This is a genomic window from Pseudomonas sp. AC247 (assembly GCF_979258015.1).
Genome location: NZ_OZ409829.1, coordinates 1,907,582 through 1,927,662, shown reverse-complemented (window position 1 = coordinate 1,927,662; position 20,081 = coordinate 1,907,582). Strand labels below are relative to the sequence as shown.

At 59.5% G+C, this 20,081-nt stretch carries 17 protein-coding genes; 7 read left to right on the top strand and 10 right to left on the bottom strand.

From position 1 onward, the window contains the following. The first annotated feature begins 65 nt into the window (after positions 1 to 65). Positions 66 to 515: a DUF6678 family protein gene (locus ACZZ0B_RS08880; RefSeq protein WP_463544900.1), complete on the top strand. Its 450-nt coding sequence runs from the start codon at positions 66 to 68 to the stop codon at positions 513 to 515. On the opposite strand, the gene ACZZ0B_RS08875 is transcribed toward ACZZ0B_RS08880, so the two are convergent. Further along, positions 490 to 945 (bottom strand): N-acetyltransferase family protein, encoded by a 456-nt coding sequence (locus tag ACZZ0B_RS08875; protein WP_463544899.1) that lies wholly within the window; start codon positions 943 to 945, stop codon positions 490 to 492. The genes ACZZ0B_RS08880 and ACZZ0B_RS08875 overlap by 26 nt on opposite strands. A 240-nt stretch (positions 946 to 1,185) precedes the next feature. Here ACZZ0B_RS08875 and ACZZ0B_RS08870 point away from each other — a divergent pair, with 240 nt between their 5' ends. Together ACZZ0B_RS08870 and ACZZ0B_RS08865 are read left to right on the top strand one after the other, a co-directional pair. Then, on the top strand, positions 1,186 to 3,564 hold the full coding sequence (locus ACZZ0B_RS08870; RefSeq protein WP_463544898.1) for a DUF3772 domain-containing protein: 2,379 nt from the start codon (positions 1,186 to 1,188) through the stop codon (positions 3,562 to 3,564). A 388-nt stretch (positions 3,565 to 3,952) separates the two neighbouring features. Next, the gene (locus ACZZ0B_RS08865; RefSeq protein WP_463544897.1) at positions 3,953 to 4,414 is read left to right on the top strand and encodes a DUF3574 domain-containing protein; all 462 of its coding nucleotides are present in this window, start codon (positions 3,953 to 3,955) and stop codon (positions 4,412 to 4,414) included. Here the strand turns inward: ACZZ0B_RS08865 and ACZZ0B_RS08860 are convergent. The 6 genes from ACZZ0B_RS08860 to ACZZ0B_RS08835 all read right to left on the bottom strand — a co-directional run bounded on the left by ACZZ0B_RS08860 (position 4,411) and on the right by ACZZ0B_RS08835 (position 13,535). Next, positions 4,411 to 5,775: an APC family permease gene (locus ACZZ0B_RS08860; protein ID WP_463544896.1), complete on the bottom strand. Its 1,365-nt coding sequence runs from the start codon at positions 5,773 to 5,775 to the stop codon at positions 4,411 to 4,413. The genes ACZZ0B_RS08865 and ACZZ0B_RS08860 overlap by 4 nt on opposite strands. Continuing rightward, complete coding sequence (locus tag ACZZ0B_RS08855) at positions 5,765 to 8,152, bottom strand: TonB-dependent receptor plug domain-containing protein (protein WP_158835553.1); 2,388 nt, start codon at positions 8,150 to 8,152, stop codon at positions 5,765 to 5,767. Before ACZZ0B_RS08855 ends, ACZZ0B_RS08860 begins: the two co-directional genes overlap by 11 nt. A gap of 360 nt (positions 8,153 to 8,512) precedes the next feature. Then, positions 8,513 to 8,668 carry a DUF2474 domain-containing protein gene (locus ACZZ0B_RS08850; RefSeq protein WP_463544895.1) on the bottom strand — a complete coding sequence of 52 codons (156 nt, stop codon included), beginning with the start codon at positions 8,666 to 8,668 and terminating at the stop codon, positions 8,513 to 8,515. Then, on the bottom strand, positions 8,655 to 9,671 hold the full coding sequence (gene cydB / locus ACZZ0B_RS08845) for a cytochrome d ubiquinol oxidase subunit II (RefSeq protein WP_463544894.1): 1,017 nt from the start codon (positions 9,669 to 9,671) through the stop codon (positions 8,655 to 8,657). Before cydB ends, ACZZ0B_RS08850 begins: the two co-directional genes overlap by 14 nt. A gap of 17 nt (positions 9,672 to 9,688) precedes the next feature. Beyond that, positions 9,689 to 11,104, bottom strand: a complete 1,416-nt coding sequence (locus ACZZ0B_RS08840) for a cytochrome ubiquinol oxidase subunit I (protein WP_463544893.1) — start codon at positions 11,102 to 11,104, stop codon at positions 9,689 to 9,691. A 106-nt stretch (positions 11,105 to 11,210) separates the two neighbouring features. Continuing rightward, positions 11,211 to 13,535, bottom strand: a complete 2,325-nt coding sequence (locus ACZZ0B_RS08835; RefSeq protein WP_463544892.1) for an FdhF/YdeP family oxidoreductase — start codon at positions 13,533 to 13,535, stop codon at positions 11,211 to 11,213. 355 nt (positions 13,536 to 13,890) lie between these two features. Between ACZZ0B_RS08835 and moaA the strand changes: the two genes are divergently transcribed. Both moaA and ACZZ0B_RS08825 read left to right on the top strand, forming a co-directional pair. Next, a complete protein-coding gene (gene moaA / locus ACZZ0B_RS08830) occupies positions 13,891 to 14,889 on the top strand; it encodes a GTP 3',8-cyclase MoaA (RefSeq protein WP_008085731.1) in 999 nt (332 codons plus the stop codon). 36 nt (positions 14,890 to 14,925) lie between these two features. After that, positions 14,926 to 15,822 (top strand): bestrophin family protein, encoded by an 897-nt coding sequence (locus tag ACZZ0B_RS08825; protein WP_463544891.1) that lies wholly within the window; start codon positions 14,926 to 14,928, stop codon positions 15,820 to 15,822. An 88-nt stretch (positions 15,823 to 15,910) separates the two neighbouring features. Here ACZZ0B_RS08825 and ACZZ0B_RS08820 read toward each other — a convergent pair whose 3' ends face one another. From ACZZ0B_RS08820 to ACZZ0B_RS08810, 3 genes are all read right to left on the bottom strand, one after another. Further along, positions 15,911 to 17,191, bottom strand: a complete 1,281-nt coding sequence (locus tag ACZZ0B_RS08820) for a serine/threonine transporter (protein ID WP_008085734.1) — start codon at positions 17,189 to 17,191, stop codon at positions 15,911 to 15,913. 252 nt (positions 17,192 to 17,443) lie between these two features. Further along, positions 17,444 to 17,626 (bottom strand): hypothetical protein, encoded by a 183-nt coding sequence (locus ACZZ0B_RS08815; protein WP_008085737.1) that lies wholly within the window; start codon positions 17,624 to 17,626, stop codon positions 17,444 to 17,446. 24 nt (positions 17,627 to 17,650) lie between these two features. Next, positions 17,651 to 17,845: a hypothetical protein gene (locus ACZZ0B_RS08810; RefSeq protein WP_463544890.1), complete on the bottom strand. Its 195-nt coding sequence runs from the start codon at positions 17,843 to 17,845 to the stop codon at positions 17,651 to 17,653. Positions 17,846 to 18,870: 1,025 nt separating this feature from the next. On the opposite strand from ACZZ0B_RS08810, the gene ACZZ0B_RS08805 reads away from it, so the two are divergent. Together ACZZ0B_RS08805 and ACZZ0B_RS08800 are read left to right on the top strand one after the other, a co-directional pair. Continuing rightward, complete coding sequence (locus ACZZ0B_RS08805) at positions 18,871 to 19,254, top strand: tautomerase family protein (RefSeq protein ID WP_440095590.1); 384 nt, start codon at positions 18,871 to 18,873, stop codon at positions 19,252 to 19,254. Positions 19,255 to 19,461: 207 nt separating this feature from the next. Beyond that, positions 19,462 to 19,986 carry a cysteine hydrolase family protein gene (locus ACZZ0B_RS08800; RefSeq protein ID WP_463544889.1) on the top strand — a complete coding sequence of 175 codons (525 nt, stop codon included), beginning with the start codon at positions 19,462 to 19,464 and terminating at the stop codon, positions 19,984 to 19,986. Positions 19,987 to 20,081: the final 95 nt, after the last annotated feature.

Here is a 20,081-nt window from a genome sequence, read left to right as displayed (position 1 = left end):
ATCATCGTTTTCCGAGCCAAAATTGCCCCACTCCCCAATCAACCCCAGGAAAGCCACGACCGAACATGAGCGAACTCCCCCGATCCAACGCGAGGCATGACGCGGCGAAACGAAAGAAAATCCACGCAGCGGTCACGGCGAGAAAATTGGCAAGTGCGGCGAACACAACCAAGTGGGATGAACTGATCGACCATTTCCGCAGGCTTGAGGGCTGGCGTCCGTCCTATCGATCCAAGTACGTCAACGGATATATCTCGGAATGGGACGTCGAGTGGTTCTACCATTTGCCGTTTCCCTTTGCGGGCGTCGAATGGTTCGACATCGGCTTATGGGAACTGGCCCCCTCGGAAGGACGACTGCTGGCACGCAAGATCATCGACCACACCGACGAGATATCGAAGGCTGTGGCGCACATTGGATTCGAGTTTGAAGTACGCGCAGACATCCTGAGAATCTGGGGATACTTGCCCAAATCCTATGACGACTTTCCTAGTGCTCCAGCGTCTTCGCCATGATGATCGTGCGCTCCGCCTGATGGTACTCATCCCGGACTTTCGTGAAGCCCAGCGCCGCGTAAAAGCCTTCGGCAGTAATCGACGAGGGCACACGCAGCAGGTCGATACCTGCGCTCAGGGCGGCTGTTTGAAGCTGCTCCATGAGGTGTCTGCCGACCGCCAGCCCTTGATGGCGTGGATCGACAAACACGCTGCGAACAACGTCGTGATCAAGGCTCGCGGTGGCCACGACATGACCGTCGAGCGTGGTCACGAAGACCTGACGCCGGGCCAACAAGTCCAGGACTGCTCGCGGCGAGAAACTTTGCTCCACCTGATCAATGATGTCAGATGAGTAGTCCAGCGCGTTGGACTCGCGAAGCGTATGGATAATGACCCGGCTGATCGCCGAGGCATCTGCGGGTGTCGCGGTGCGAATCAGGTAATCCATTCTGATAAGTCCTCCCAATCATTGGCGAGACGAGTGCCGCGCAGCCAAATGACAGCCATTACAGCGGTTTAGTCTGTAATCACAAAACCAGCGTTGAGCCCGTGCTACGGCTGATATAAAACATTTTGGCAGCATTTTGCGCCATTGCTCATTTCTTACCTGCCGTGAAACTTTTCCGCCCCATCCGGCCTGATCACCTAACCTCTTAGGTTGTGTGTTAATCGAGAGTCGGCCTGCCCCATGCGCCACACCCTGAAGTCGTTGTTTCTTATCGTTTTCATGCTGCTCGCCGCCGGCAGTCCATCGCTGTGGGCCGCCGATCTGCCGGCGCCTGCCGCGACCGCTGCCGCCCCGCTCCCGGTGATCTCGCAAAGTGACTTGCAGGCCCTGCAACAGCGCCTCGATGGCCTCAAACAGCAAATCTCCGCCGCGAACAATTACAACCAGCTCGAAGGCCCGCAGGATCGGGTGCAGGCGTTTATTCTGGACGTCGACAAATTGTCGGCGGCGTTGCTGCCGCAGCAGGCGCAGTTGGCGGTGCAATTGGGCGTGCTGGGCGCGGCGCCAGATACGGAAATCGCCGCCGAGCAAGCGGACATCGTCGCGCAGCGTGCGGCGTTGACGGAGCAAAAGAACAAGGTTGATGGGACGCTGAAAAGTCTGGCGGCGCTGAAGCAGAGTGCGGCGGATCTGATTACGCAAATCGCCGGGATTCGGCGCACGTTGCTGGAGAGCGAACTGACGCTGGGCACGCAGAGTGTGCTGAACCCGGACTTCTGGACGCCACTGGTCAAGCCTTCGCTGGACGATCGTCAGCGCTTCGGCTTTTTCGTCGATCAAGTGGCCCAAACCTGGGCCACGGTGTGGGCACCGGGGCGCTATTTCTTCACCTTAGTGCTGGTGTTGCTGGCGCTGGTGGTGTGGACGTTCGGCCGGCGTCTGGCCGAGCGCGGGCTGACCTGGCTTTGCATTCATCGCGTGCCCGAGGGGCGCTTGCGCCGCAGTGCACTGGCGTTTGCTTCGGCGCTGGCGACGATTGCGACCACCGCCCTCGCCCTGCATTTGCTGTTTTACGCGCTGACTCGCCACGCGCCGCTGACGCCCGTGCTGTCGACGTTTTCCGAAGAGTTCGAAAAGGCTGTGTATGCCTGCGTGCTGATCACCGGGCTGAGTCGTGCGTTGTTGTCGATCGATCATCCTTCATGGCGGCTGCCGGCGATTCATGATCAGGTGGCGCAAGCGCTGAAACGCTTCCCGCGTATTCTCTCCGGCACGTTGCTGGTGCTGGTGACGCTGGTGCAGGTATGCAACGCCACCGGCATGAGCAGTCAGATCGTGCTCGCCGGGCGCGGTGTGACGTCGATGGTGGTGATGGTCATCGTCGTGACGCTGCTGTTGCGCGTCGGCAAAGTGCGCAAGGCGTTGGTGGCCGGCAATGACCCGCAAGCGAACAGTACGTTTGCCGGGGTGATGTACACCATTGCCAGTATCGCGATGTTTGTCTCGGCGATTGCACTGCTCACCGGCTACGTGTCGCTGGCGCGCTTCATCACCTATGAAGTGGTCTGGGCCTACATTGTGCTGTCGGGCTTCTACCTGCTGATCCAGGTGATCAAGGACGGCTGCGAGTACGCTTTTTCGCCCAAACACGCGAGCGGCAAGGCGCTCAAGCAGTTACTTGGCATCGGCGATCGGCGTCTCGATCAGATCTCGATTCTGTTGTCCGGATTCAGCCGCGCCGCCCTGTTGCTGCTGGCGGTGATTGCGTTGTTCGTCGGTGGCATCGGCACCACGCTCGGGCAGTTGGCGAGCAACATCATGGCCATCCTCGGTGGCGCCGGGTTGCGCAAATTCAACATCGTCCCGGCGCATCTGCTCAACGCAGTGCTGGCGCTGATGATCGGCATCTGGCTGATCCGCGCCTTGCGCCGTTGGCTCGACAATGAATTCTTGCCCAAGACCGACATGGACCCGGGCATGTGCGCGTCGTTGAGCACGCTGTTTTCCAACATCGGCTATGCCTTTGTGATCCTGCTGACGCTGTCGTCGCTGGGCGTGCAGTGGACCAACCTGGCGTGGATTGTCAGTGCGCTGTCGGTGGGCATTGGTTTCGGTTTGCAGGAGATCGTGAAGAACTTCGTTTCGGGTCTGATTCTGCTGACTGAGCGGCCGGTGAAGGTCGGTGATTTGATCAGCATCAGTGGTGTCGAAGGCGATATCCGGCGGATCAACGTGCGCGCCACGGAGATCCAGCTCAGCGACCGCTCGATCGTGATCGTGCCGAACTCGCAACTGATCTCGCAGAACCTGCGCAACGTTACGCTGGGTGGCAGTGCTCAGGGCGTGGCGTCACTGGAGTTGATGTTTCCGCTGGATATCGACCCTGAAGAAGTGAAGGAACTGCTGTTGGGCACCTACCGCGAGAACGAAACCATCCTCGATAAACCGGCGCCGTTTGTACGGTTCAGCAAACTGTCGCCGGACGGGATCACGTTGACGGTGACCGGGTACGTGGGCAGCCCGAGGATTGTCGGTGTGACCAAAAGTGATCTGCTGTTCGAGATTCTCAAGCGTTTGGGCACGGCGGGGATTGCGCTGGCCAAGCCGCCGAGTGCGTAGCAGACACAAATCCCTGTGGAGCGGGCTTGCCCGCGAAGGGGCCAACCCATTCAAAATCTCCAGCGACAGACACACCGCTATCGCTGGCAAGCCAGACTCCCACAGGTCATGCGGCGTGAATGCAATCTCCTACAGGTCATGCGCTGTGAATGCAATCTGTGCCACGCCACAAATCCCCTGTAGGAGTGAGCCTGCTCGCGATGGCGCCGTGTCAGCTAATAATGAGTTGGCTGACACACCGCTATCGCGAGCAGGCTCACTCCTACAGGGGGGGGTGTGAATCAGTTATGCCCGAAGCGCCTATCAGGCTGCTTTTTAGGTCTTTATTGACGATCAATGGGCAACCTTATACTCGCCATGTTCACCCACCGTTCAATAAGGATGTTCCATGCCTCAACGTCTTTTGCTGGCGGCACTGTTCCTCGCAGTCGCCGGTTGCGCCAGCCCTCCTCCTGTGTCCGTTCACACCCATGATCCCGCCAGCTCAACCCTGCAAGGCGACGCCGCACGACCGGCGCAGGCGCAATGGTTGCGCACCGAGTTGTACTTCTCGGTGGGGTCGATTGATGGCAAGGACGGTGCAGTCAACCCGGCGCGCTGGCGTGAGTTTCTCGACAAGGAAGTGACGCCGCGCTTTCCCGACGGCTTCAGTGTGCTGGACGCGTATGGTCAATGGCGGGACAAAGGCGCGAAAGAGCCTGAGCGGCTGAGCACCAAAGTCATTGTGATCTTGCATGAGAACAGTGCGAAAAACGGCGACAACATCGAAGCGATTCGACTGGCGTACAAACGCATCACCGGCGACCTTTCGGTCCTCCGGCTGTCGCAACCGGCGCGGGTTTCGTTCTAGTCCGAAAGCGGTTCAGGAGCTTGCCGAGGCGTCAACGCCACGCGACTCAACCCCACAAGAATCAACGCGCCCACCAGCAACACGCCAATCCCCAGAAAAGCCCCATACCCGACCACAGTCACGCTGGAATACAGCATGTACAGGCACAACCCAAAAAACAGCAACGGCAACAGCGGATACAACGGCACCCTCACCGGCCTCGGCACCAGCGGAAAGCGCCGGCGCAAAATGATCAACGCGACACTGCTCAAACTCAAAAACAACCAATACACCGGGGTCAGGTACTCGACCATGGTGTTGAAGCCGCTCTGGGTAAAACTGCCAAACAACACCAGCAACAACGCCACCGCGCCTTCGGCCAGCAACGCCTTGCGCGGCACGCCATGACGATCATCCCAATCCCCAAAACTGCGCAACTGCGGCACATCGCGAGCAGCAGCGTAGGTGGTGCGAGCACCCACCAGCAGCGTCGAGTTGATGGTGGCGATGGCGGCAATGCCCACCATCAGCAAAATCAACATAACCCCCGGAGCGCCAAAAGCGCGGTTCAGCAGCTCCACTGCCGGCGCATTGCTCGCCGCCAGCCCGGCGAATCCCAGGCCTTGGACGAACGCCCAATTGAGCGCCAGGTAGATGATCATCAACACGCTCAGCGCCCCCAGCATGGCGATGAAAATCCCCCGCCGACCGTCACGCACTTCCGCCGATAACGTTGCCGCATCGCTCCAGCCACCAAACGCCAGAAACACGAAAATCATCGCCGCCGAAAACCCGGCCATACCGCTGTTTTCAGGCAGCACCGACACGTTGGGCACCGGCGGTTCAATACCTTGCCAGGCCAGAAACACACCGGCGCTGGCGATGCTCAAGAAACCCAGTGCAAGCAATCCCACCAGCAATGTCTGCGTGATGAACCCGATGTGTTTCCCCGTCAGATTCAGCAGCACCAACGCCGCTATCACCGCACCAGCAAACAGTCCCGAGCCATACTGTCCCAACGGCACAACCGCATTGAAGTAATCGGCAAACATGAACGCCGACAGCGCAATCCAGCCCGTGTGCATCACCGAAAACCGCGACCAGGCAAACAGAAACCCCATGCGTTCGCCATACGCCGTGCGCAGAAAATGGTAGTCGCCACCCGGATGCGGAAACGCCGTGGCCATTTCGGCAAAACACAGCGCGCCAATCATCGACGCCACACCGCCGAGCACCCACACCAGGTAGAAATGCTCCGGCCCGACGTTGAGCGCCACGGTCGGCGCGGTTTTCAGGATATCGGTGGTGATCACCATGCCCAGCGTGATCAGCAGCGCCTGAAAAACCGGCAGATGCCGCCCCGGCCCCGCGTTAGAAACCATAGGTGGCGCGGGCGTAGTAGTAAGCACCGTTGGTGCCGATCGGTGAGAGCACGTCGTACGGCAGGTTGCCGCCGTAGTTGATCGCCGAACCGGAACGCTCCGGGTAATTGTCGGTGAGGTTGTTGCCGCCCACGGCGATGTTGAATTTCGGCGTGAATTTGTAGGCCACCTCGGCATCCAGCTGCCACACCGCGCCGTAGGTTTGCTCCGGTTGCGAATCACCGAAATCAAACACCCGAGTGGTCTCGCCCTGACGCGTCAGGCGCCCGAGCAAACCCCAATGCTCGCTGGCCCAGTTGGCGGAAAAGATGAAGCGGTCCTTCGGCGCCGCGTCGGTCAGGGTGTTGGTTTCTTCGACGCCAACCAGTGCGTCATTGCCGATGCCCAACGCCGTCAGTTGCGATGGCGTGCCCTTGGTGCTGGTGACTTTGGTGTGGTTATAGGTGTACGCCGTGGTCAAGCCGAGTTGCCCTTCATAGAACGGCTGATGATAGTTGAGCACCAGTTCGGCGCCGTGGGTGCTGGTGTCGGCGGCGTTGGTGAAGAAGTTGACGTCGTGCACGCCGGCCACGCCGAAGTTGTCGTTGATGTAGTTTTCCAGCGCATCGCTGCCAATACGTTGCGACAGGGTGATGCGGTCTTTGACGTCGATGCGGAACACGTCCAGCGACGCATCAAAGCGCTCATTCAACTGGAAGGTCAGGCCCAGGCTGAAGTTCTTCGAGGTTTCCGGATCGAGCTTTTCCGCGCCCAGTGCGCGGGCGATCGGGTCGTTCACCGAGAGCACACGAATGTCAGTCAACGTGCCGCCGTCACCAAAGTTGCTGGTGGTGTTCTGGAAGCCACTCTGCGCCAGGGACGGCGCGCGGAAGTTGTTCGAGACCGCACCGCGCAGGGCCCATTGCTCGGTCAGTTTGTAGCGACCGCTGAGTTTGCCGGTGAGTTTGCTTCCGGCGTCGTCGTAATGCTCCCAACGCGTGGCGGCGTCGACGAAGAAGCGGTCGGTGAGATCGCCGGACAATTCGGCGTAAGTGCCGAACACATTGCGATCCAGATCCGACTCTTCGCTCGGGCGCAGGCCGTTGGCACCATCGGCGCCGGAGCCGATGTAAGAAGCTTCGTCGCCGGCGTAGGTCAGGTAATTCTCGTAGCGATATTCACCGCCGACCGCGAGCACAAACGAGCGCTCGCCGAGGCGCAATTCGCGGCTGAAATCGAGGTTGGAGGTGGTCTGGCGCAGCTCGTAATCGCCGGTATCGAACTTGGTCGGCGAGTCTTCGCCGAGGCTGACGTTGAGGGTGCGTCGGGTCGATCCATCAAAGCGGTTGCGACCATGGGTGACGCTACTGTCGAAGTCCCAGTCGTCGCCGATCATGCCTTTGAAACCGGCGGTGGCCGAGACGTCCTTGTTGTCGCCGAGCGATTGCGGCAGGTAGCCGTTGGGGTAGAACTGTGGCTGTTCGTAGGGGTAGCGATAGAATTCGGCGCCGGTGGTGTGGCGCTGGTTGTAGGTGCCGAAGCTGTAGGCCTTGCCGCCGGCCAGCGGCAGCTCGCTGTTGAACCAAAGGTTGACGTCCCGCGCGAGGCCGTCGCCCATCACGTAGTTGCGCTGGTTCGGGGTGTCGTCGAAGCCATCAAAACCGGCGCGGTTGGTCGGGTTGCGATCCTTGTACTCGGTGCCGCCACGAATGAAGCCGCCCTCTTCGCCCAGGCGCGTACCGATCTTGGCGGTGGTCACGCTGTTCTGGCCGTCGGTGGTGGTTTTGCCGATAGCGTCCTGATGGGTGTGAAAGGCGCCGTAACTGGTGGTCACTTCGCCGCCTTCAGGGGCGTCGTCGAGGATGATATTGATCACCCCGGCAATTGCATCGGAGCCGTATTGCGCGCCGGCACCGTCACGCAGCACTTCGATGCGTTTGATCGCGCTGATGGGGATTGAGTTGAAGTCGACCGGCGCGGTGCCCCGACCGATTTTCGAGGAGTCGTTGACCACCGCCGAGGTGTGGCGGCGTTTACCGTTGACCAGCACCAGCACCTGATCCGGGCTCATGCCACGCAGTTGTGCGGCGCGCACGTGATCGGCGCCGCCGGAGTTGGACTGGCGCGGCAGGCTGAAGGACGGCAGCAGTGTCTGCAAGGCCGCGCCCAGTTCACCGTCGGCAGCGCCGGCGGATTTGAGGTCTTCGGCGGTCAGCACATCGACTGGTACCGGCGAATCGAGCACGGTGCGCGCGGTGCCTCGGCTGCCGGTGACCAACACCGTGTCCAGGCGCGCGCCCTCTTCGGAACGCGCAGCGGATTCTTCGGCTTTGGCGGGCAGTTGCCAGATGGCGGTCACGACAGCGGCCGCCAGTAATGAACGGGAACGGTAATGCATGTAACAGCTCCTTGAATCGCAGCTAATACCCGGCCCCGCCCACCAAAAGTTGGTCGGCAATCAGTGCACGGCAATGTCTGCTGTAGTTTTAGAAACGCGCTAGGCAGTGCAACGGGTTAGTTGCCAGACAAGCAAGCAAGTCTCTGAACCCCAAAGTCAAAAAAACGCCCCATGAGCCCATGCTAGAGGAGCCGCGCGCCCGCTCAAAAGAACCAATAACGCTTAGGTTATATCGCCCTTGCCGACTGTATAGGGCGCAACACAAGTGTTGCTGGAGGAACACTAAAAGCAACTAAGCAGCAACTTTCAGAGAAACTGCTGGCCATAAAAAACCGGAGCCAGGCTCCGGTTTTTTTATTATCAGTGGGTTCTCATTCCCGCCGCGTACATCGCCAGTTTCAGCAGGCTTGCGACAATCGCCAGCGACGCCACGCTGCCAAACCAGATCAACAACAGCCAGCCCAGACGCTTGTACCAGCGGCTGGTTTTCACTTCACGCGAATCAATGGTAGCCATCGCCAATCCTCACTTTGCCGCGGAATACGTAGTAGCTCCAGAAGGTGTACATCAGGATCACCGGCAGGATGAACAGCGCGCCGATCAACGCGAACAACTGGCTCGATGGCGGTGACGCTGCGGCCCAGATGCTCACCGACGGAGGGATGATATTCGGCCAGATGCTCAGCGCCAGACCGATGTAACCGAGGAACATCAGCACCAGGGTGAACACGAACGGCCAGTGCGTATGACGCTGCCGCAACGAGCGCAGTAAGCCGAACACCGCCAGCAGCGCCAACACCACCAACCCGGCAAACACTTGCAGATGGCCGTGGGTCGACCAGCGCGTCGCAAGCTCCGGATGCAGTTGCAGCGTCCACACGCCAATCACCCCTACCATCGCCATCAGCAACCAGGCCAGCGGACGTGTGTAATGACGCATCCGCGATTCGAGCATGCCTTCAGTCTTGACCAGCAACCAGGTGCTGCCGAGCAACGCATACGCCACCACCAGGCCAACGCCACACACCAGCGGGAACGGCGCCAGCCAATCGAGACCGCCACCGGCAAACTGCCGATTGAGCACCGGAATCCCGGCCACGTACGCGCCGATCGCCACGCCCTGCGAGAACGTCACCAGCAGCGAGCCGCCGATGAACGCCTTGTCCCACCAGTGGCGTTTCTGCGGCGAAGACTTGAAGCGGAACTCGAACGCCACACCGCGAAAAATCAGCCCGCAGAGCATGAAGATCAGCGGCAGGTACAGCGCCTCCAGAATCACCCCGTACGCCAGCGGAAACGCGCCGTACAATGCCGCGCCACCGAGCACCAGCCACGTTTCGTTACCGTCCCAGACCGGCGCGACGGTGTTCATCATCACATCGCGTTCCTGCTCGTCCGGGATCAGCGGAAACAGGATCCCGAGGCCCAGATCGAAACCGTCCATGATCACGTACATCATCACCCCGAAGGCGATGATGACGCCCCAGATCAACGAGAGATCGATACCTTGAATACCCATGACTCAATGCTCCTTTATCAGTGGACCGAGGTCGTGGATTCGAGGGGAGTGTTCGCGGCCGAAAGCGGTCGACGCGGTGTCTGTGTCTGGTCGCCTTCAGGCGGATGTTCGTGGTGCGGCTGCGGGCCTTTTTTCACCAGTTTCATCATGTAGCCGATGCCCACGGTGAACACCGTGAAATAGATCACCACGAACAGCGCCAGCGATGTGCTCATCTGCGCCACCGAGTGATGCGAGGCGGCATCGTGAGTACGCAGCAAGCCATAAACCACCCACGGCTGACGCCCGACTTCTGTGGTAATCCAACCGGCCAGCAGCGCAATCAAGCCGCTCGGCCCCATCACCAACACCAGTCGCTGAAAGCCGCGATGACCGTAAAGCTTGCCGCCACGACGCAGCGCCAACCCCAGCAAACCAACGAGGATCATCAACATCCCCAGCCCGGCCATCACGCGAAAGCTCCAGAAGATCACGGTCGAGTTCGGGCGGTCTTCTTTCGGGAAACTCTTCAGCGCCGGGATCTGCTTGTCGAGGCTGTGAGTGAGGATCAGGCTGCCCAGGTAGGGGATTTCCAGCGCGTATCTGGTCTTCTCCGCCGCCATGTCCGGGATACCAAACAGCACCAGCGGCGTCGGGCCGTTGTCGGCGTTTTCCCAGTGGCCTTCGATGGCCGCGATCTTCGCCGGTTGATGCTCCAGCGTGTTCAAACCGTGGGCGTCACCGACCACCGCTTGAATCGGCGCAACGATTAACGCCATCCACAACGCCATGGAAAACATCTTGCGCACCGGCGCGGTGTTGTTACCGCGCAGCAAATGCCAGGCAGCGGACGCACCGACAAAAAACGATGTCGCCACGAACGCGGCAATCGCCATGTGCGCCAGACGGAACGGGAATGACGGGTTGAAGACGATGGCCAGCCAATCCAGCGGCATCACTCGGCCATCGACGATTTCGAAGCCCTGCGGCGTTTGCATCCAGCTGTTGGACGCCAGAATCCAGAAGGTCGAAATCAGCGTACCGATCGCCACCATCACTGTGGCGAAGAAGTGCAAGCCACGGCCGACGCGGTTCCAGCCGAACAGCATCACCCCGAGGAACCCCGCCTCAAGAAAGAATGCGGTCAGCACTTCATAGGTCAATAGCGGCCCGGTGATGCTCCCGGCGAAATCCGAAAAGCCGCTCCAGTTGGTGCCGAACTGGTACGCCATGACCAGCCCCGAGACCACGCCCATGCCGAAGTTGACCGCGAAAATCTTCGACCAGAAATGGTAAAGATCGCGGTAGGTGTCGTTACGGGTTTTCAGCCACAGGCCTTCGAGTACCGCGAGGAAACTCGCCAGGCCAATTGTGATCGCCGGGAAAATAATGTGGAACGAAACCGTGAACGCGAATTGAATGCGCGCCAGGTCCAGTGCCTCCAGGTTAAACATGATGATGTCCTCATCCAGGCTGAAAAGCGGCAGCACGAACCCGGGCCACCGCCAGGCGCGAACGCCTGCAGCCAGTCAAATTGCCAGTGTTTTTATGGGTTGCGGGTTACGCCGCCGACGACGGGATCAGGTTGCTGACCTTAGCGGCTTCGAGGCGGATCGCCACGAACTTGGAAGTCGGCGTGTACGTCCGCTCGCCATAGCTTTCCAGCGGCACCAACGGGTTGGTCTCCGGGTAGTACGCAGCCGCCTGCCCTGCCGGAATGTCGTAGGCGATCAGGGTAAAACCGCTGACCCGACGCTCGCGTTCGTCGTCCCACAGCGCCACCAGATCAACCTTCTGCCCCGGTTCGAAACCCAGGCGCTGAATGTCCTGCTCGTTGGCGAAGATCACGTCGCGCATGCCGTAAACCCCGCGATACCGATCATCGAGGCCGTACAGCGTGGTGTTGTACTGATCGTGGGAACGCATGGTCTGCAGGATCAGATGCGGCTTGACCGGCAGGTTGCGCACGCCTTCGCTGATCAGGTGTTCCGGCAGCACGCACGGAGTGAACTGGGCCTTGCCGCTGGCGGTGTTCCAGACTCGATCCGAGGCGTCGTTGCCGAGGTGGAAGCCACCCGGAATCAACAGTTTTTCATTGAAGTTTTCGAAGCCCGGAATCACATCGGCAATCAGGTTGCGGATGCGCCCGTAGTCGCCCACCACCCATTCCCAGTCGATCGGATGCTTGCCCAGCGTCGCGGCGGCGATCCCGGCAATGATCGCCGGCTCGGACTTCAAGTGCGCCGACTTCGGTTTCAACTGACCGAACGACAAGTGCACCATGCTGAACGTGTCTTCGACGGTCACCCCTTGCGGACCTTCGGCCTGGATATCGATGTCGGTACGCCCCAGGCATGGCAGGATCAACGCGTCGTGACCGGTGACCAAGTGGCTGCGGTTGAGCTTGGTGGCGATGTGCACCGTCAGGTCGAGTTTGCGCATGGCGGCGTGGGTGCGCGGGGTGTCCGGCGTGGCTTGGGCAAAGTTGCCGCCCAGACCGATGAACACCTTGGCTTCGCCACGTTCCATGGCGCCGATCGCCATCACCGTGTTGTGCCCGTGCATGCGTGGCACGTCGAAGTTGAAGCGTTTTTCCAGCGCGTCCATCAAGTCTGCCGGCGCCAGTTCGTTGATGCCCATGGTGCGGTCGCCCTGCACGTTGCTGTGCCCGCGCACAGGGGAAAGCCCGGCGCCCGGACGGCCGACGTTGCCGCGCAGCAGTTGCAGGTTGATGACTTCCTGCAAGGTCGCCACCGAATGCACGTGCTGGGTCAGGCCCATGGCCCAGCACATGATCACGCTTTTGGCGCGGCCATACATGCGCGCGGCCAGTTCGATGTCATGCAACGGCACGCCGGATTGTTCGAGAATATGCTCCCAAGTGGTCGCCTCGACTTCCGCCAGATAGCTGTCCAGCCCCGTGGTGTGCTCGGCAATGAACGCGTGATCGAACACCGGTTCGCCGCCAGTCGCCTGCGCTTCGCGCTCCCACTGCAGAAGGAATTTGACCATGCCGCGAATCATCGCCATGTCGCCACCCAGCGCCGGGCGGAAGTACGCGGTGTTGGTCGCTTCCCAGCCGTTGCTGAGCATTTCCAGCGGGTTTTGCGGGTTCTGGAAACGCTCCAGGCCACGCTCTTTCAGCGGGTTGATGCACACCACCTGAGCGCCGCGCTTCACCGCTTCACGCAGCGGTTCGAGCATGCGCGGGTGGTTGGTGCCGGGGTTCTGACCGATGACGAAGATTGCATCGGCGTGGTGCAGATCCTCGTAGACCACGGTGCCTTTGCCGACGCCCAAGGTCTCGTTCATGCTCACCGCACTGGCCTCGTGGCACATGTTCGAGCAGTCGGGGAAGTTGTTGGTGCCAAACGCCCGGACGAACAATTGATAGAGAAACGCCGCTTCGTTGCTGGCACGGCCCGAGGTGTAGAACTCAGCCTCATGAGGCGATTTCAGATTTTTCAGGTGGTCGGCGATCAGTGCGAAAGCGTCCTCCCAGCTGATTTCCACATAGCGGTCGACCCGCGCGTCGTAGCGCATCGGATGGGTCAGGCGGCCCTGATATTCCAGCCAGTAGTCGCTCTGCTCGGCCAGGCTCGACACCGTGTACTTGTTGAAGAATGCCGGATCGACCAAACGCCCGGTCGCTTCCCAGTTCACCGCTTTGGCGCCGTTCTCGCAGAACTTCAACATGCTCGCCCCCGGCGCCTCACCCCAGGCGCAGCCCGGGCAGTCGAAGCCGCCGTTCTGGTTGGTCTTGAGCATGGCGCGGATGTTTTTCAGGGCGTTTTCGCTGCCCAGCCAGGATTTGGTCAGGCTGATGACAGCGCCCCAACCGGCAGCGGCGCCTTTGTAGGGTTTGTAACGGTCGACTTGTGACATGGGACTCTCCATGACGATGCACACAGGTATAAACCTGATTCGGTTAAACAACGACGGCCGACTTTCAAGGGTAAAAAAGTCGTCGTTTGATTTGCCGGGGCAAGGATATGAACCGATACAAATTATTGTCTAATCGCTATTAATGACTGCACTATCGAAAACATCTATCACGCAGAAAAACCCTTTATTTACGGTACCTTGCGAAACTAAATCAGCAATTTTTCGCGAAAATAATTTCATCATCGACGGCATCAATCAGCCAGTCATTAACAGTGATTGGACGCCTTGAGAAGTTACTCATAACCTGCGCTGACTCACCCTTTTCATCCGCTGTTTTGATACTTGCGAGGCTGTCATGTCAGAGCGTGTCTTGATCGATGGTTACAACCGCCGCGTCGACTATCTGCGCATGTCGGTGACCGACCGCTGCGACTTTCGCTGCGTTTATTGCATGGCGGAAGACATGCAGTTTCTGCCACGCCAGCAAGTGCTGACGTTGGAGGAGATCTATCAACTGGCGCAGAGTTTTGTTGCCCTGGGCACCCGCAAGATTCGCCTCACCGGCGGCGAGCCGCTGATCCGTCCGGGCGTGGTCAAGCTGTGCGAGCAAATCGCCGCCCTGCCCGGCCTGCGTGAACTGTGCATGACCACCAACGGTTCGCAACTGGGCAAACTCGCGGTGCCGCTGTTCGATGCCGGGGTCAAGCGTCTGAACATCAGTCTCGACAGCCTCGACCCGCAGCGCTTCCAGCAGATGACCCGCACCGGCGATCTGGCGCAGGTGATCAACGGCATCGATGCCGCACGCAAGGCCGGTTTTACCCGCACTAAACTCAATGTCGTGGTGATGCAGGGGCGCAACGATCAGGAGATCAACGACCTGGTCAGCTTCGCGATCGACCGCCAGCTGGACGTCTCCTTCATCGAGGAAATGCCCTTGGGGATCATCAGCGAACACAGCCGTGCGGAGTCGTTTTTCTCCAGTGCGCAGGTGCGCGAAAAGATCGCCGAGCGCTACACCCTGATCGACTCTGCCGAGTCGACTCAAGGCCCGTCACGCTACTGGCGGCTGGCCGAGGCGCCGGATATTCGTCTGGGTTTCATCTCGCCGCACAGCCACAATTTTTGCGGCACCTGCAACCGCGTGCGGCTGACGGTTGAGGGTCGCCTGCTACTGTGTCTGGGTAACGAGCACTCGGTGGACTTGAAGGCCGTGTTGCGCGCGCATCCGGGGCAGCCGCAGCGGTTGGAGAAAGCCATCATCGAGGCGATGAAACTCAAGCCCTATCGGCACAATTTCGAAGTCAACGACGACGTCCAGGTCGTACGTTTCATGAACATGACCGGCGGCTGAACCGCCATTTTCCATGGGCTATCGGAACCGCACAGCATGATCATCAGACCCAAGGTCAACCAATTCGCCATTCTCTTCACCCTCAAAGGCTCGATTGCCAAGCGCATCGCCCTGCGCACCTTGATGGTCACCCTGCTGGCCTCGGCCATTGTGCTGATCGAAATCCTGCACCCGAGCAACTTCACCAAGGTCAACGCCACGCCGTTCACTTTGCTGGGGTTGTCGCTGTCGATCTTCATGAATTTTCGCAACAACGCCTGTTATGACCGCTGGTACGAAGCGCGCAAGGCCTGGGGCGAGGTGATCGTGCACATTCGCTCGGTGATCCGCGAAACCCACGTCATCCGTGAGTCTGCCGAGCGCAAGCCGTTGCTGCTCAACCTGTGCGGTTTCGCCCATGCGCTCAACGCACACCTGCGCAAAGAGAGCGAAGCCGACGCCAGCAGCGCGTGGATCACGCCCAAACCGGATGCGCAGACGCCCGATTACAGCGGGCGAATCCTGCAGACGGTCGGCCAGCAATGTTCCGATTTGCATCAAAACGGTGAACTGAGCGAGTGGCGCTACATGCTGCTGGCCAACCATCTGACCAGCCTCACCCAGGCGCAGGCGACCTGCGAACGAATCAAGAATACGCCGTTGCCCTTCCCCTACACCTTGCTGCTGCACCGGACGATTTATCTGTTCTGCATCCTGCTGCCGTTCGCCATGGCCGAACCGCTGGGCTGGCTGACGCCGCTGTTCACGGCGATTGTCAGCTACACGTTTTTTGGTCTGGATGCGATTGCCGATGAGCTGGAAGACCCGTTTGGCCGCGATGAAAACGATCTTCCGACCGATGCGCTGGTGCGCAGTATCGAGCGCGATGTCCTTGCGGAACTGGGGGCAGAGGTGCCGCCGGCGCTGAAACCGGTCGATTACGTTCTGAGTTGAGGATGTAAAAAAAGATCGCAGCCTGCGGCAGCTCCTACCTTTATCTCTGTAGGGGCTGCCGCAGGCTGCGATCTTTAGATCTGGCTATTTAAGCCGTCAGCGAATAAATCAGCGCCGAAATCGCCACCAAGCCTACCGCGGTAACAAACACGTTGGACGCCTGACCACGATAGCGTGCCATTGCCGGCACTTTACGGATGGCGTACATCGGCATCAGGAACAGAATCGCCGCGATCACCGGGCCACCGATGGTCTCGATCATGCCCAGAATGCTCGGGTTCCACGTTGCCACGATCCAGCACACCACCAGCATGAACGCTGCCACGATGCGGTCCAGCGCCTTGGCGCTCGGGCGGTTGCCGCTCTTGATGATCAGGCCTTTGAGGCCTTCGCTGGCACCGATGTAGTGACCGAGGAAGGATTTGGAGATCGCCACAAACGCAATCAACGGCGCCGCGAAGGCGATGGTCGGGTTGCTGAAGTGGTTGGCCAGGTACGACAGGATCGACAGGTTCTGCGCCTTCGCTTCCGCCAGTTGCTCAGGCGACAGGGTCAACACGCAGCTGAATACGAAGAACAGCACCATCAGCACCATCAATGCGTGGGCACGGGACAGGATCTGCGAGCTGCGCTCTTCGGCATGCACGCCATAACGACGCTTCTGATCGACCGCGAACGCCGAGATGATCGGCGAGTGGTTGAACGAGAACACCATCACCGGAATCGCCAGCCACAGCGTGTGCAGCAACGCCGACGGTGCGGGCACGTGCGAAGCGGTGGCGAGAATGCCGCCGTTCCAGTGCGGAATCAGGTACACCGCAAGGAACAGCAGCGCGACGATAAACGGATAAACCATCAGGCTCATGGCCTTGACGATCGCCTGCTCGCCGCAACGCACCACGGCCAGCAGGCCGAGGATCAGCACCAACGACAGCCAGACGCGCGGCGGCGGTGTGATGTGCAGTTGGTGTTCGAGGAAACTGGCGACCGTGTTGGTCAGGCCGACGCTGTAGATCAGCAGGATCGGGAAGATCGCGAAGAAATACAGCAGCGTGATCAGCGCACCGGCCTTGATGCCGAAATGCTCTTCGACCACATCAGTGATGTCGGCGCCTTCGCGGCCGGACAGCACAAAACGGGTCAGGCCACGGTGAGCGTAGAACGTCATCGGGAACGCCAGCAGCGCGAGGATCACCAGCGGCCAGAAGCCGCCCAGACCCGCATTGATCGGCAAAAACAGGGTGCCGGCGCCGATGGCCGTCCCAAACAGTCCCAACATCCAGGTGGTGTCCTGGCGATTCCAGCTCGACAGCTCGGCTGGTGCTGCTGCTTCAAAGCGCTGGTCGACGCTTTTGGCCTGATCATTCATCCGGTCGGATCTCCGCATTCCGGTCACTTGCCACTCGGTCAGGACGCGTCGGAAAAAACCGACAGACATGCTCCGGCCGAAACAGGGGCGCGATTCTCCGCGATAAATCAGCAGAAGCAAAGACTTAGCTGAGGAATGGTTGTACGGATCAGATCGGCGGGATGTCGTTTTTGGGAAAATGGCTGTCGGCAATGAGCACGTCAAATGTCGTTTTCAGACCCGTTTCTGTTCCCGGTCTGCTCAGGACACGTTTCAAAGCGAACGGAGCACTATCGTCCCGAGGGTGAGCACCACCAAGGCAAATAATGCGCCCATGCTGAACCTGAACAGCTCGGAACGAATTTCCGCTGGGGAAAGGTCTTGCGCTCGTTCGGCAAGTTCAACGTCCTCTCGATACAGACGTTCAATTCTGGCAACGCGTTCTTCCAGGGTCATGATCATTCTCCTCTGTGGGTTTGGTTAGAGCTTTGCCAAAAGGCTGAATACTGCGGCAATCGCGGTTAACACCCCGGTACCGACGGCAACGGGATACCAGAATTTTTCTCGCTTGAACTTGCGTTCCTCCGCCATGAGCTTGAGTCTCTCGACAACGAGTTTGCGTATTTCATTTTGCAGCCGTTCGAGTTCAAGATTTTCCCGATCATTCTGAAGCATGCGCCTTCCTTGGCTGTTGGCACTGACTGCCTTTTGCTTTGTGCCCCTCAATAGTTTCGTATTCATCACCTGCCAGATAGCGGATGAATCCGGCGGTTTTGTAGGCAATGTCCTAGAGTCAGGTAGGCCGTCTCATACGACGTTGCCATAGCCAACCATCAGCGAATCGTCTGACGTATTGCACGAAAAGAACGGTGCTGAAGGCTGCCGGCCCCATCGCTGGCAAGCCAGCTCCCACAGGATTCGGGGGTACATCCATAATCCTAGGCGACACAAAAAACCTGTGGAAGCTGGCTGCTCGCGATGAGGCCAGCCCAGCCGACATCCTCATTGGCTGAACCAACGCCATCGCGAGCAGGCTCACTCCTACAGGGTTCGGGGGGTAGATCCATAATCCTGAGCGACAGAAAAAACCTGTGGGAGCTTGCTTGCCAGCGATAGCGGTGGGTCAGATGACATCGATTCAAGCTGTGCCGACGCCTTTCCCACAATGATCAGCACTGTTGCCACAGTCTCTGCTCAAACAAATCCCTGTAGGAGTGAGCCTGCTCGCGATGAGGCCAGCCCAGCCAACATCCTCATTGGCTGAACCAACGCCATCGCGAGCAGGCTCACTCCTACAGGGTTCGGGGGTAGATCCATAATCCCCAGCGACAGCAAAAACCTGTGGAAGCTGGCATGCCAGCGATGGCGGTGGATCAGATGGCATCGATTCAAGCTATGCCGACACCTTTCCCACAATGACCATCACTGTTGCCCCTGTCTCTGCTCAAAACAAATCCCTGTAGGAGTGAGCCTGCTCGCGATGAGGCCAGCCCAGTCAACATCCTCATTGGCTGGACCAACGTCATCGCGAGCAGGCTCACTCCTACACCGTTCGGGGGTAGATCCATAATCCTGGGCGACACAAAAAACCTGTGGAAGCTGGCTTGCCAGCGATGGCGTCCGGTTGAACAGCCGACTCTTCAAATCTGGTCCAAATGGTCTAGCGTGAATGAGTCCCCTGCCCCACGGAGTTTCCACCCATGCCCCTCGTTCGCGTCGAAATCAAAAAACATCCCGATCCGACCTTCGCCAAACGCATCGGCGAGCAGATCTACGCCGCCATGCGCACAGCCATCAACGTCCCCGACCACGACAACTTCCAGATCCTCAACGAGCACGACGCCAATCACTTCATCTTCGACCCCGAATACCTCGGCATCCAGCGTACCGACCAACTGGTGATCATCCAGATCACCCTTAACGAAGGCCGAACGCTGGAGCAGAAGAAAGCCCTGTACCAAACCATCGCGCAGAACCTCAACACACAACTGTCGATCCGCCTCGAAGACGTGTTCATCAATCTGGTAGAAGTGAAAAAGGAGAACTGGTCCTTCGGCAACGGCATCGCCCAATACGCCAATTGACAGCGGCACGGCGTAAACAGCATGATCGGCCTCATGAACCTTCGCGCGCTGCACCTCACCCGTACCACCACGACCGCCACCGGCGGGTCGTGGTGTTTGCGCCTGAGGTAAATCCAGCGCAGCAAACCCAAGGCCCCGCCAGCAATGGACGGGGCCTTGTTGTTTCTCCCGTCCGTGCGGCATTTTCAGCACCCAAGGAGAAACACCATGCCCGCAGCAATGTTGATCATCGATATGCAGGTCGGCCTGTTCCATGGCCCGGAAAAACCTCACGAAGGCGAACGCAGCCTCGCCAACATCCAGCAGTTGATCAAAAAAGCGCGCCTGCAAAACGTGATGGTCTTCGCCGTACGCCACACCGGCCCGGAGGGTTCGCCGATTGCTGCCGGCAGTCCATTCTGGCAATTGCTGCCTGAACTTGGCCTGGACGCAGAAATCGATGTCCTCTTCAACAAATCCCGGCCCAACGCCTTCCACGGCACTGAACTGGCGCAGCAACTCACTGCCGCGCAGATCGACGACCTGTACATCGTCGGCATGAAAAGCCAGTTCTGCATCGACAGCACCTGCCGCGCCGCTGCCGACCTGGGCTTCAAACCGCTGCTGGTGGCCGACGCCCACACTTGCATGGACACTGCGGCGCTGCCCGCGCAAGCCATCATCGACCACCACAACGCAACCCTCGGCGGTGCGTTCGCCCGGCTGATCAACAGCGCCGACGTGACGTTCTGACGAAGCGCCCGCGCGCGCCCCGTTTCAGCTCCTACACTGGCTGATACGGGGCAGCGGCCACCCTTGCCAAACCGCTCTGGAATCAGCACTCTGAC